The 13,842-nt window shown below is 44.7% G+C and carries 14 protein-coding genes; 1 reads left to right on the forward strand and 13 read right to left on the reverse strand.

The window, feature by feature from the left end; all coding sequences use genetic code 11:
- Positions 1–104: 104 nt before the first annotated feature.
- The 12 genes from ACXQIQ_RS07740 to ACXQIQ_RS07795 all read right to left on the reverse strand — a co-directional run bounded on the left by ACXQIQ_RS07740 (position 105) and on the right by ACXQIQ_RS07795 (position 11,573).
- Entirely contained in the window at positions 105–1,277 is a 1,173-nt protein-coding gene (locus ACXQIQ_RS07740; RefSeq protein WP_439299339.1) for an MFS transporter, read from the reverse strand.
- 244 nt (positions 1,278–1,521) lie between these two features.
- Positions 1,522–3,546, reverse strand: coding sequence for a peptidase G2 autoproteolytic cleavage domain-containing protein (locus ACXQIQ_RS07745; RefSeq protein WP_439299338.1), 2,025 nt, complete (start codon positions 3,544–3,546; stop codon positions 1,522–1,524).
- 359 nt (positions 3,547–3,905) lie between these two features.
- Entirely contained in the window at positions 3,906–4,406 is a 501-nt protein-coding gene (locus tag ACXQIQ_RS07750; RefSeq protein WP_439299337.1) for a VOC family protein, read from the reverse strand.
- 116 nt (positions 4,407–4,522) lie between these two features.
- Positions 4,523–5,233 (reverse strand): ATP-binding cassette domain-containing protein, encoded by a 711-nt coding sequence (locus tag ACXQIQ_RS07755; RefSeq protein ID WP_439299336.1) that lies wholly within the window; start codon positions 5,231–5,233, stop codon positions 4,523–4,525.
- Positions 5,234–5,248: 15 nt separating this feature from the next.
- Positions 5,249–6,007, reverse strand: coding sequence for an ABC transporter (locus ACXQIQ_RS07760; protein WP_439299335.1), 759 nt, complete (start codon positions 6,005–6,007; stop codon positions 5,249–5,251).
- 34 nt (positions 6,008–6,041) lie between these two features.
- Complete coding sequence (locus tag ACXQIQ_RS07765) at positions 6,042–6,995, reverse strand: YcaO-like family protein (RefSeq protein ID WP_458025994.1); 954 nt, start codon at positions 6,993–6,995, stop codon at positions 6,042–6,044.
- 168 nt (positions 6,996–7,163) lie between these two features.
- Positions 7,164–8,285 (reverse strand): YcaO-like family protein, encoded by a 1,122-nt coding sequence (locus ACXQIQ_RS07770; protein WP_439299333.1) that lies wholly within the window; start codon positions 8,283–8,285, stop codon positions 7,164–7,166.
- Positions 8,282–9,112: a nitroreductase family protein gene (locus ACXQIQ_RS07775; RefSeq protein ID WP_439299332.1), complete on the reverse strand. Its 831-nt coding sequence runs from the start codon at positions 9,110–9,112 to the stop codon at positions 8,282–8,284. The genes ACXQIQ_RS07770 and ACXQIQ_RS07775 overlap by 4 nt, the downstream gene beginning before the upstream one ends.
- Entirely contained in the window at positions 9,105–9,968 is an 864-nt protein-coding gene (locus ACXQIQ_RS07780; protein ID WP_439299331.1) for an McbB family protein, read from the reverse strand. The genes ACXQIQ_RS07775 and ACXQIQ_RS07780 overlap by 8 nt, the downstream gene beginning before the upstream one ends.
- 63 nt (positions 9,969–10,031) lie before the next feature.
- Positions 10,032–10,193 (reverse strand): hypothetical protein, encoded by a 162-nt coding sequence (locus ACXQIQ_RS07785; RefSeq protein WP_439299330.1) that lies wholly within the window; start codon positions 10,191–10,193, stop codon positions 10,032–10,034.
- Between the two features lie 184 nt (positions 10,194–10,377).
- Complete coding sequence (locus tag ACXQIQ_RS07790; protein WP_439299329.1) at positions 10,378–10,542, reverse strand: hypothetical protein; 165 nt, start codon at positions 10,540–10,542, stop codon at positions 10,378–10,380.
- 227 nt (positions 10,543–10,769) lie between these two features.
- Positions 10,770–11,573 (reverse strand): alpha/beta fold hydrolase, encoded by an 804-nt coding sequence (locus ACXQIQ_RS07795; protein ID WP_439299328.1) that lies wholly within the window; start codon positions 11,571–11,573, stop codon positions 10,770–10,772.
- Positions 11,574–11,802: 229 nt separating this feature from the next.
- On the opposite strand from ACXQIQ_RS07795, the gene ACXQIQ_RS07800 reads away from it, so the two are divergent.
- Entirely contained in the window at positions 11,803–12,372 is a 570-nt protein-coding gene (locus ACXQIQ_RS07800) for a biotin transporter BioY (protein ID WP_439299327.1), read from the forward strand.
- Here the strand turns inward: ACXQIQ_RS07800 and ACXQIQ_RS07805 are convergent.
- Positions 12,352–13,836: a SagB family peptide dehydrogenase gene (locus ACXQIQ_RS07805; RefSeq protein WP_439299326.1), complete on the reverse strand. Its 1,485-nt coding sequence runs from the start codon at positions 13,834–13,836 to the stop codon at positions 12,352–12,354. The genes ACXQIQ_RS07800 and ACXQIQ_RS07805 overlap by 21 nt on opposite strands.
- Positions 13,837–13,842: the final 6 nt, after the last annotated feature.

Here is a 13,842-nt window from a genome sequence, read left to right on the forward strand (position 1 = left end):
TTACTTTCTAGAAGTAAGGGTTTACAAAGGTCAAGACCAATTGAAATGGTGTCTTAAAGTTTTCTCAGAAGAAGAACAAGCACTGAGTGATTCAGCGCCCTCTTTTATATGTCCAGTTCTTTTTTGTCCATCGTAAGGTATAGAAGGAAAATCGTACAGAAGATGGCGATGAAACCGAACCCTCCGAACAGATCGTATCGGGTTGAAAAATAACCGAACCCTAAACTTGTGAGGATCATGATGACGTTCAAGCCGAGTGATTGGAACGAATCAACCGTCGCCCGCATTTTAGAATCGATCCGGTGATGCAAGTATCCTGTCGTGAGCGGTTCCGTGATGCCTGCAAACAAGCAGACGATCAGGATCGCAATCAAACCGATACTTCCCTTGAACAGTGCAATGCAGGCGATACCAATCGAAAACACGACAGATACCGTGATGAGCAAACTTCGGTAGCTGAACGTACTTTTTAACAGATATGCGAACAGCGTCCCGGGTATCCTCAAGAGAAAAGTTGCTGCTGAAAAGATCCCGAAGAACACGATCGGAATCCCGATCCGGTCCAGATACAGCTGCCAAAACTCATCGATGAACGTAATCGCAGCTCCCGTTACCATCCCGACAAGGACCACCTGGAAAATGGCGGGATTTCTCCGGAACACATTGAATGAGGTACTGATGTATTCTCGGAAGTTCGTCGTTTCATCGGATTCATGCTGGTTCGGCGGTTCTACGAGCGTAAAAGAAAACAGCATGGCAATGGTCATTCCGCCAAAGGACAGCCAGTAGTTCAACTCGAAGTCGAAACGGCTCGCGAGGAAACTCCCGCTTAATGCCGCGATGATCGTCGACGTGATATCGATCGCATTGATCCGGCCGAGTTCTTTTTCAAAGTGTGTCTCTGCGCCACTCGTTTTCAAGGAATCGAACAGAAATGCATTCGCTGATCCGCTGTAGGCCGTGGTGGCGATTCCGGCAAGGAACACGACAACGGCGAAGTGCCAGAATTCCGTCGAGTAGATCAATAGGAAAAACTCGAGACTCCCGAGGAAGGCACAGACGACAATCATGTTCTTCCGTCCCCATTTATCGGCGAGGATTCCGGTCGGCACCTCTAGTAAAACGATCGTGGCCGCATAGATGATCTCCGCATAAACGACCATCTGAATCGTCATGCCTCGCGCTTTCCAAAACAGCCGCTCGATTACATAGGCTGGCATGAGTCCAAAAAAGAAACTGATGATATAGAGTTTGTGGATGTTTTTCGTATAGTTCATTTGAGCGCTCCTCTCCATGATGATTGCCTGGTTGCTGAATCATCTGGAGGTGCTCGAGAACTACGGAAGCATAGGGATTAACAAGGAGGTCGTGCGAACGTCATAGGAATCTCTCCTCTCTTCATTCTTCCTGTCTTTGATATTTTCATCATAATTGGGAAGGTTTGTTCAGGTCAAACAGATTTTGTTTCCCATTTAAAAAGAGCTGACTCATAGATAGTGGCAGCTCTCTGTAAAACTTCTATTAAGATGCTAGTAATTTCTGTTTCTCAATAAGGAATTCTTCTTCCGTCAGAATCCCCTGATCTCTTAATTCAGCCAACCCTTTTAGCTGGTCTACCTTGTTGTATTGATTGTTTGTTGTAGAGTTAATTAAGACCAGTACTTGGTTTGGTCCCGTTCGTTTCAAGACTAAGAATCCTTTTTTAGCATTGGTAGCTATTCCTTTTTCATTTGGCCAGCAGTACCCATGGGTTTTACAGGTTCCATCATCTCGGACCAAAATCTTTCCAACAAGTCCTACTGGAACCCACTCTGGACGCTTCTTTCTCGGAATATATTCACGTTGGGGATCCCAATCCGGATTAATGACAGGTTGAATTTCTGTTCGCTCAGGAATGATCTCATTTCCATCTCCGTCTTTCTGAGCTGGAATCGTAACTTCATGATAGGTTCTTCTTCCCCATTCGTCGAGGTCGTACCTGCCATGCCAACTTAGTCCCGCACTATCTCCTATTAAACTAGGGGTAGCACTGCTGATACCTAAGATGAAATCATCTTTATTGGTAGCAATTCTTATCTTGTCCTCTGAACTAACGGTTACAAAATAACCAACATCTATACTCTTGCCATCCTCTGTTTCAAACATTTCTGCGAAGTCTGCTCCACCTGTGTTGTAAGCTGCACCATCAATATACATCTCACCATCCGATGCAAGCCACTTTGCGCCTAAACCTCTCAAAACAGCTGTAGTACCATTTCCGATAAACCATGAGTGGGCTTCTTCTGCATCCCCGAAACGTCCCATGATATGAGCGTTTTGGAATCCTGCTGTAGTCGTGTTTTCTCCTTCTGCATGGGAGTTAAGACCGCTAGCTATAGTTCCATTCCCCTCAGCATGAGAGTTTCCACCGCTGGCAATAGTTGAACTGCCTTCTGCATGTGCATTTATACCCTGTGTTGGATCAGCTGCATCTCCTGTTGTAGTTCGAAAGCCTTCTGCATGAGAATTCTCTCCGAATGCTCTCGTCTCTCTTCCTTCTGTGTGGGAAGCTTCTCCCTCAGAAGTAGTAACTATACCTTCTGCATGAGCATAATTCCCATTTGCATTAGTGTTACAACCTTCTGAATGTGAAGCGAATGCATTTGCGATTGTTTCAAAACCTTCAGCATGAGAGCCCGTTCCATTAGCTTCAGTCCTTATTCCTTCCGAATGGGAAGCTACACCAACGGCGAATGTACTTGCACCTTCGGCATGTGAAAAATCACCAGTTGTTTGTGGACCAAGGTCTGAATTAACATCAGAAGTTCCTCCTTCTGCATGAGCCGCAAATCCACTAGCAATTGTACCAACACCTTCGGCATGAGAACTATCTCCACTCGCTAATGTAGGGGCTCCATTTCCGAGTTGATCAACCGCTCCTCCTTCTGCATGGGACGCTCTTCCTGTGGCACTGTTTCCCTCCCCTTCAGCATGTGAGCTATTACCAAAGGCAATATTAGCAGACCCCTCAGCATGAGAGAAATCCCCTTCAGCAGTTGAATCTACACCCTCTACATGTGACGATAGGCCGCTTGCGATGGTAGCGTTACCTTCTGCATGAGAATTTGCTCCTGTAGCTTGTGTATCAATTCCTTCTGCATGAGATTGATCACCACTAGCAATTGTATTCTCACCTTCCGAATGAGAGCCAACTCCACTGGCAGTTGTGTTTTTACCTTCAGAGTGTGAAGCTTCATTACTAGCAGTTGTTCCTCTACCTTCCGCATGAGAGAAATTCCCACTTGAGACCGTCTCCGACCCCTCCGCATGAGCAGCAAGACCACTCGCTGTTGTATTCACTCCCTCCGCATGGGAAGATTCACCACCAGCAGTCGTGCCATTCCCTTCTGCGTGTGATTGAGCACCATTCGCAGTAGTACTCTCTCCCTCTGCGTGCGAGGCAACTCCATTAGCGTTCGTATTGCTCCCTTCGGCATGTGCTGAAGTCGCTGAAGCTGATGTTTGTGTGTCACTTCCCTCCGCATGGGAACAATCCCCACTTGCCACTGTATTACACCCTTCTGCATGGGAAGCAAAACCATTTGCAACAGTCGTCTCTATTCCTTCCGCGACAGAACATCCATTTTCAGGATTGGTTCTAATACATGTTGTTCCTGGAGGTCCTGGTGGACCAGGAGGGCCTGGTGGTCCCGGTGGACAAATCGTACAGCTGTTGTTTTTTTCACAACATTTATCACATTCACAATTAGCATCACACTTTGATTTAGACTTTAGGATTTCATTTCGTATATAATTCATTAATTCTCTTTTAATCGACACAACAAAAACCCTCTCCTAAACATAAGTATTTTATCTTATGTTTAGAGAACAAAGATGACTGTACAGCTGACTAGGGCATTAGGAAGTTATCCTTCATAAGCCCGTTTGAGCGTTGCGATGTCGATCTTTTTCATTTGGAGCAAGGCTTGCATGACTCTGTTCACTTTTTCAGGGTCCGGGTCGCTGAGCATTTCTGGCAAGTTGGCGGGGACGATCTGCCACGATATTCCGAACTGATCCTTCAGCCAGCCACATACTTGCGCCTCTTCGTCTCCCCCTTCACTCAGCTTTTCCCAGTAGTAGTCGATTTCCTCTTGGCTCTCGCAATGGATGATAAACGAGATCGATTCGTTGAATTTGAACTGAGACCCGCCATTCAATGCGACAAATGATTGGCCCTCCAGTTGGAATTCCACGTTCATCACGGTGCCTTCCGGCTTTCCGTGGATTTCATACCCTTCCTTCCCGTAGCGAGTCATTCTCCCAATCTTGGAGTTTTCGAAAACAGTCGTATAGAAATGTGCCGCTTCTTCCGCTTGCGAATCAAACCACAGGTTCGTCGAGATCTTCTGGATTTTGTTCAACACCTTCACTCCTTTTCCAGTTCTTCTTACTTGTTACTTATACAACTTGTTGTCATCTCCTGCTTAATCGGTTAATCATGCAAAAAGAGCTGACTCGATGGAACGAGTCAGCTGCTTCTTTATAGGTTGATGCAATGGTCGAATGCAATGTCTGGGTTGGTGGTGTCATATGTGGCAAGGAATTCCTGATAAGAACCATGAAAGGTGATGCTTCCCTTGTTGATGATGAACAATTTGCATGCGATGAACTCCAGTTCATGAAGATGATGGCTCGACATGATGACCGTCTTGCCAGGTTCTTTCGCAAGCTTTTCTAACCGTTTACAAATTTTCAGCCTTGAAGACGGATCGATTGCACTGGTCGGTTCATCGAATAGATACATTTTCCTGTCTAGTTGAGATAAGAGAGTGACATACAACCATCTCCTCTCACCTACAGACATCTGTCCGATTTCACGCCACCATAGCTTCTCCAGCAATTCATTCTCCCGCTTATCCCCTAAATCGATGAAAGACGATGGAGACCCTTTTTGAAATTTCTTACCTGATATCTTGTACACAAGTCTTGCATAATCTTTTCCTAATATCATGAGTGATAAGAATGCACCTTGGATTTGATACAGGATTTCATCCATGGTAGGGATGTTATGGAATTCGCCTTCTTGTTTCGGATATACTCCTGTGATCAAATCGAAAAGGGTTGTCTTCCCCGCACCGTTCAAACCAGCAATCACGTTTACTTTGTCCGGATTAAAGGACATGGAAATATCATTAAGCACATTACTTTTGGATTTCGGATACCGATAGTTGATTCCTTTCATTGAAATCATGATTCAAACCTCCATTCATGTTCGAACAATCGTTGATACAAGCTTCAATTTTCTCCAGCATAAAATCCCGATCGTCATGTATAGGATCGAAATCGCTACAATGATCCAATTGTTATACGTTGCGATGTCAGTCAATTGGAATGTATTGCTGAGCAGGATGGACATTCGATAGACGTATTCGACCGGATTCAGACTGAATACGAAATTCAACAGTGGAAAGTTGATTACATCACGGTATACGGCAATGAAGGTTGCCGGGAAAATCAGCATGTTACTGATGGAATAGATCGTCATCGATCGGACCGATATGGACGGTAGCCACATCATCAACAGAAAAATCGGTAACGCCACCAGTATGTAGATGGATATAGCTAAATACAGTAACGTGAAGACAGGCAGTTGAAAAATCAAACCGTTCACGAATGTGAAGATGATCAAGGAGATGAAGCCCAGCCCCATCTGGTTCATCAACAAGCCGAATACGATCGGGTTTTTCGATCCAGCCATATACGTGAAACTCTTCAGAAAGCCGGTCTCCCTGAAGATGGACAGGCGTAACCCTACTCCATTCAAGAATATCGTAACGATGATGAACGCCCAGAATCCTGCAAAGTAGGAAATCATCGTGTCAAAATCCGGTTTATCATAAAACCATCGATAGTTGATCAGGAAGAATGTAATCAATGGGAGCATCATCGGCCATACAATCGCCAATTTACTTTCCTTCCATACGACCCGATTGAAAAAAACAAAGAATTCATACGTCTTAACCATGTTCGCACCTCTCTTCGTGTTGTCCTTCCATCCCTCATGGGAAGGGAATATGTCTCCCTCTATTCGGGAACCCGTTATGAGGGAATGAGCTGGATATTCGATAATCTTCTGGATCGAATTGTTCCGTATTCATATGTGGATAGGCCTCAGGTGAAAATATTTTCACGACTTTTTCTCTACCCGACTCTATGAAACTGGGGATGAATGTACAGTAAATCGGTACCTGCAGTTCTCTGCTTACCTTCTCGATGAGGGAATTGAAACTTAGAGCAGGCTGATCCGACCGCTTCCCCAGGGGAGGAGATTTCATCAAGAATTCGTACTTGCGGCGGAACTCCTCACCTGTTTGCTGATAGAAGATTTCCGTGTAAAGCTGACTATCTTGAAAGACACGTTCCTCAGTAGGTTTTTGATGAATCAGGATACTTCCTTCCACAATCATAGCGAATTCGTTCAATGATCCTTGTACTGCTTTATCAAGGTCCACGTCCGCGTCAATACCGATTGAAAAGTAATTCTCGTGAAAGCCGAGTGTCATGATGACGTACACTTCTTCTGTAATCGATATATTGAACTGGTGGATCTCATCCACATATTTGTTCATGTAATGGATGGACTTAAGGATCAACTCATCCGTAATGGATGCTTCCGTCACTCTTTCCCCCACTCGTTCAGTGAGCCAGGTTTGTATCAACGACTGGCGTTCCACGAATTCGAGAAATCCGTTCTGCATCGCATCTTTACTATTCAAATGTGCCGCCACTCCACACGTATCACTATAGAGCTTTTCTAAATTTCCATATCCCTTGAATACCGGAAGATTATATTCCAATAATACAGAGGCAGCTGGTACTTGAATGGTCTCTCCGGTTATCATGTTGAACGCATCAAACTGCCTATCACCATAGCCGTCTGGTCTCAGCTTGGATTTGAAAAGACTCAATCTTTCAAGATGCTCGCCGAATGAGGCTTTGATCACTTTTTCCATGCTGTAACCAACAGATCGACCTGAGGTCCCTTCATGTAGGTTTGGAGATAGTTTACAGCTCTTTATCCCGTTTGAAAAAACCGGCCTCCTGATGGAAACACGGGAAACAACGGAGGGAGAGCAGTTTGATTCGTTATGAAAGACGATATCCATGGCATTTCTCTCCTATTAGATGATTGGACATTCCGGTAAATGATGTAGCTCTGTCTTGCTCAATTTCAAAAATTCAGATAGGATTGGGGTTTCACATTCTGCAAAAGCTTTTTTAGGTATATGGTTGACGAGATCAGGCGAAAAGGCTTTGACCACTATCAAATCATTCCTCAAGGCCTGAGGCAAAACGGTTATGTATAATTCGGATACCCATTCCGGTAAACCATCAATGATTGGCGCGATGTTTTCTGGGGAATTCCCAGTACTTTCACCTTCATGAATATCAAGACTGTGAAAATGCTCGATGTGGGATTCAACGTCTCTCCTGATGGGTTGTAGAATCATTTCATTGTCATAGGAGGACGTGTTCGGATTTTCTTCTCCTCTGAAATAGAGCACATTATAATAAAGCCGTAACATGTAGGCTTCAGTCGTCGCTTTTTGGGATGCATCTTCCAAGTCAAAACCGGATCCGACACCGAAAATATATTTCAACTGTGTAAAGTGTTCAGGGTTATGACCAATCAGAATAACGACCCTTAATGGAGAAAAGAGATCAACGACATAATAGTTCAATTCATAGCCCATTCTTTCAAGTTTCCTTGCTAACCCATTTGAAATGTTATGGTCAAGCCTTTCTCCTTTCTTTCCATACCAGAAAGAGAATAAGGCATTCTTCTCCAATAATTCTTTCACAGCATATAGAGTGGCCATCTCAGTAGATGAGTGTGCTGCCGTTCCAGTCGTATCCACAATGAAAGGCTTCTCAGATCGAAAGGACGTAGTCGCTTTCGGAATGAGTGCTGGACACTTGTTGATCAGATCGAATGAAAAACTGTATTCCTCGAAGTCATTTATACCGAATGTACGCTTAGGCAATCGATCGTATAAAGGATCTTGTTTAGAAGCTACCTTCGCACCAATGGTCACCGCTCTTCTTTCAACCGATTCTGAGAAAGCTTTTTTTACCGCAAGAGAAGTGCTCCGGTCTATGCCCCCACATTCGATTGGACCGGTGTATCCATCCTTATCCAGGAAGTTGGGAATTCTTGAATAAGCTTGAACCAAGGGTTCCGTTGTCTGAAAGGATCGTGTCTTATAACCGTAGATTTCTCCTCTGTTCTTTTGAAAGATCATCGGACCATTCCAAACCACTGGATCAACAGAATCGGTGCCAATTTCGGATTCAATCCTGCAACGTGGGTCAATGCATTATCATTGAAACCAGACCAACAGAATTCTCCCATGTCTTCATATCTCTCCATACTGTGCCTGAAGCTCTGAGCCATGAGCCCGACTTCGATCAATCCGTGCCGGTAGCCTCTTCTTCGGTACTTCGTAATCGCACGTTTGAGGTCAAGGGCATAGCCAACTGCAAGAGACGAAAAGAAATCATCATTCGGACACAGATGGCGTTTCAGCTTTTCTATATCCGACGCGGTGAACGGCTTTATGAGTGAAAGTTTGTGATTGGTAGAATCATAGACATAACAGCCCTCTATCCCTTCAGACTCAATGGCACTAGAATCCATTACAAATAACAAAGGAATGATCGGATATAGTGCACCAGCAGATGGATAGGGTTTGCTTCTCCTATATGTATCTCGGCCAAAGGCACCTTGAAAAATTTCACCGATCCGTACTTTTGACAGTGGTTTATGTACTATGAAATCCCTAGTACTTTGAAACGGGTGCTCATGAGGCGAATCTTGGTCGAAGACGATTTCACCATCCGCATTTTCAGGTAGGACATCCGTATTTTCTACAAGGTCCATCCATTCTTGTGTATCTTCATCCAATCCCCAGTTGAAAGGCATGTTCCACGTTGTGGATTGATGAAATTTCGTGACGGTTTGTAACGTTCTCTCGTCCAGAACTTTGTCTTGAATGGCTTCAGAAAAGAACAGATCTTGTTTTTGCTTGAAAACATCGTAATATGGAGTTGTCTGACTGCTTCTACTCATAGCAATCACACATTTCCCAATGAATGGACGTATCTTGATAGGATTTCAACGTTTTCAAGTCGAGTAATGTACAATCCGTCATCTCTTCTGGATGAAGGTTCGATTGATGAAAGTCGTTCATGAATCGATTCAATTTGTTACTGATCAACGTCACGATGTTCATCTGTTGGGTTGTGGTGAGCGGAATATTAATTTTAAAATCCCGATCCACTGAGTAAAGGGAGGAAACCATTTGTTGATAGGTCATCGTGTCAGAGTCCGCTACCAATGACTGGCTTTCGATGTGTCCCATATGACATAGGTGACAAGGCATTTTCCAATCGTCACTATAAAAGCAGTCCATATAAAAACTGCTCTCATACACATAACTCATCAACATCATGGAATTCGGAGTGTTCCTTTGTCGATCTCTCAACTCTATACCAAGTGCTTTGTTGTATGGATTCAAGAATACGATGGACAACTCATTTTCCTGACTCGGCTTGATCGAATGGATATCGCAATGATTGACTTCAGTATGATTTTGATAATCATTTTTCAATGTTTTATGTAAAAGCTCTCCAATTTCACTATGATTTGAAATAACGGAAAGTCGATCGATGCTCAATTTCTTTTCTTTTACTTCTTCTATGATTCTATATGATTCGAGAAACTCGATGGCCTCCAAATAATCTTCAGCAAAAACGGCCTTGAACTCTTCTTCACTCGCGAGCGTTTGGTTCTTTTGATCCCAATTTTCAATGAGCTCCATCATTTCCATATGATCTGTGCGGACCATTCCTGCTTGGGTCTGGATGACAGCTTCCCCATTCGCCAAAACATGATATATGAATTTGTTGATTCTATATGTATCCATTTATAATAGCTCCTTTAAAGAGAAGTAGAGTAATGGTCTAGGACCATCACTCTACTAAATTGACTATTTTTTTACTTTAGTCGCAGCCCCGCAACCACTTGAACAACTACAAGCACCTGGGTTCGTATCTGCGTTTCTTACTGGTGTTCCTGTCGCACCTACACCAAACTTAGAACGAATTCCTGTAGGCTTTTTCACAGGGTTTTTACCTTTAGTATCAGCCATGTGTTTCACCCTTTCATTTTTCTGAATTTTGTAACTACACTTGGAAGTATGAATATTTTGTCTAATTATGTAAAGTCTTCTTATACTGGTAAAAATAGTATAATAGTCACTTGATATTTCTGCCCGATAAACGAGTGAAGTGGAGTAAGCCATTTAGTGTCACTTACTCCACTCCCCCTTATGATTATGCTTTCTTGACCTTCGTTGCAGCACCACATCCACTGGAACATCCACAACCACCACCTGGATCATGTGCGTTTCTATCAGGAGTTCCGTTGACGCCTACACCGAACTTGGAGCGCGTACCTGTCTGTTTTTTAATCGGATTCTTACCTTTTGTATGAGCCAATATGAATTCACCCCCTTTGTCATAATTTAGTAGATTTCAGAAAAGTATGTATTTTCCAAATTCTACTTGTAGTATAGAAAAGTTTTCCAAATAAAGAAAGTTTAATATCCAAATAATTGGAAAAATGAATCTATTGGACTATTTAACAATAAATGTAATGTTGACGTTTATAGACATGAAAAAAGGGCAACTGATGATCAGTCAGAAGCCCGTTAAAATATGACTATTTACAATGACTCAACAAATGCCTTTACAACTTTGTTGAAACTTTCTGGTTCTTCTAAAAACGGGCAGTGGCAGCTGTTTTCGAAAATGGTGAGCTGTGAGTTTTGCATACGTTCATGGATGTATTCTCCTGCTGCGACGGGGATGAGTTTCTCTTCGCGTCCGAAGCATAAGAGGGTCGGAGTTTGGATGCCTTCGTATTGCTCTCGGTAGTCAACGACTGTTTGATCGAAGAGAATCGCACTCGCAACGGACTCTGGCAGTTTCGTCGTTTCTTCGAGCATCCAGTCGAAGTCTTCTTGAGAGAGCTCGTTTTTAAACATGAGTGGGATGAACTCAGTCAGGAATCCGGTGCGGTTGTTCTGGACTTCGCGCATGAGGTGGATGAGGGTAGGAAAGTCGAAAGCGCCCATCGGGAAGTCCTCCCATTTGTAATCGGACGGCAGTTCATCGACAATGACCGTTCCTTTGACGTTGTGGTCGCCGAACTGCTGGAGATAATCCCAAACGACGAACGCTCCCATCGACCAACCGACGAGCACGACATCCTTGAGGTTCAGTTTTTCAATGAACGTCTGGACGTCTTTTGCGTAGTTGGCGACGGTGTGTCCGTGATGGCATTTGGTAGACTCCCCGTGTCCGCGGAGATCGAGCAGAATCGCACGGTGGTTTTTACTGAAAAACTCGGTCTGCTTCCGGAAGAACTTGCTGCTCATCCAGACGCCATGGATGAATATGACCGGCGTCCCCTCCCCGACATCTTCATAAAACAAGTCGACTTGATCCTCCACGCTTACATACGGCATAGTGATGACCTCCTTTTTCGTGGTTACATCTTACTAAATTCAAAGATCCACTTCGTTTTTTCTAAAACCACTCGTGATTTTTCTAAGACCCTTTATGAAATTTCTAAAACGAAGCTCCGAATTTCTAAAACCAAGGCCAAAAATTCTAAGACTACCCAACAATCGAATTATATGTTAACTTATTTATGTTATAAGTTAACATTTTTCTAATGAAAGAGGGGTTATGAAAATGAAGTTAGACAGAGTCAGAATGATTACGTTGTGCGCGATGTTCGCTGCGGTTACAGCGATCTTCGCACAGATTGAAATTCCGTTGCCGATCGTCCCGATCAGCGGACAGACGCTGGCAGTCGGGTTGACGGCGACGATCCTCGGTAGCCGTTATGGTGCGGTTGCGATGCTTTGCTATGTGGGCATGGGCGCGATTGGTTTGCCAGTCTTTGCTGAAGCGAAAGGCGGCGCGCAAGTGCTTGTCGGGCCAACTGGCGGTTACATATTCGGGTTCATCGTCACGGCATTCGTGACTGGATGGATCCTTGAGCGCACGAAGTTCAACCTTACGTGGGCGCTCGTTGCGAACACGATCGGAATGGTCATTACGCTCGTGATGGGCTGCATCCAGCTGAAGTACGTCCTCGATATGTCTTGGACACAGGCGCTTGCCGTCGGTGTGTATCCGTTCATCGTCGTCGGATTGATTAAGGCGTTTTTAGCAAGTTGGATCGGAATTACAGTGCGTAAGCGATTGGTTCATGCGAAATTGCTGCGCGTTTCCAAGCTAGAAAAGGCTGCCTCTTAGTGCCACTCTCGGGTGCACAGGTCCGATTGGAACTTGGATGAGGCAGGTCTCGTGGCGATACGAATAGATGTCATCGCAAAGCTTCACATCGAAACCGAGGAGCGGGTGGCCCCCGAGTCCGAGGACTGTGGCTGCTGTCAGCAACCGTTGTAACAGCCTTCCCGCTTCCATCTGCAGAATCCGATAATCCCGTTTACGGAATTCTTTCGGGCTGATGATATGGAAACAGAGCGGAACTTGATAGAGATTCACGTTATGGGCGGTCATTCCGGCTTGCAGCTGCAACCGGAAGTCGCCCTTTTTTAATAACCGCAACGTATGGGTGCAATGATCGTATTCATACGCTCCATCCGGTAACCCTTCTACATTGTAAAAGCAACCGGCAATTGCAAGAGATGGTGCTGAGTCACTTCTCGGGGGTGCATTCATCGTATGCTGAAGCATGGTTGCAACTTGCGATAATGGAATTTTTCCCATCGTAAAATCCATGCCTGGTGAGTATCTTCGCCGGTAAGCTTCCATCAGATTCTCTGACAGTGGCTCTCCATTCGGTAAAAGAAACCCTCCCTGAATCGGCTTCCTTCTTGATTTTACAGGTTCAGAAAATTGTTCGGTCGACTCGATTTTTATGGCGTCATTCATACGTTGGATCATCGGAAAATCGAGTACCTTTTGAGAATGGACGTAATGGTCGGATTGGATCGCTGGAATGCTTCCGACAACCGTTTCTGCGGTATACGTCTTCGTGTCCTGCGTACGGATTGTCTTTTCAGAAAGCGGAATCACGGCATAGACATTTTCGTCTTGGTCATCGAATCCGAGCAGATGATTCAACGGCTGATCGAGAAACTGATAGTACACATTTGTTTCGTAGCCGTATTGCTTGCTCACCTCCAGCAGTTGGCCGATGGCGACTCCTGCGTCCAGCCCTTGAAGCCGGTAACTGAAGTTGTTGTACTTGAAAAAGTTCTTCCAGAACATCGTTGAGATGAAAACAGCGGCGAAACATTCCGCCATATCGCATCGACCGCCGAGCGTTTTCTGGATATAGTCATCAAAGTTCCCTTCCCGCAAGCATACGAGACGGTGATGAGCGACGTCGTAATGGTAGATGCCCGGTGTGACACCCTCCACTTTTACATAAAGATAGATTTCGTTCGGATAGAGCCCTCCACCAGAAGGGACAAACCTGCGGAGGGACTGGGAAACGTCCTCTGTAAAAACATCTTTCGCTTGCGAAACCTGGTTCAATCCGTACGTGAACCAGAGAAAATGCGACATGTTTTCCATTGTCGGTTTCCTCTCCACTTTTTCAAAGGTAAGCGGCACTTCCGATGACAACGGGACGACCCGCAAGTTGCGATACAGCTTATACGGAAGCGGTGCGTCGTCCCAGTCTACCTCCCAATCCGGGGGGCTCACCCGCTCGATGTCGTAATGGAGGTTGTAGAGAAAGTCGTTCATGGTGAC

This window comes from Pseudalkalibacillus sp. Hm43 (assembly GCF_054170705.1).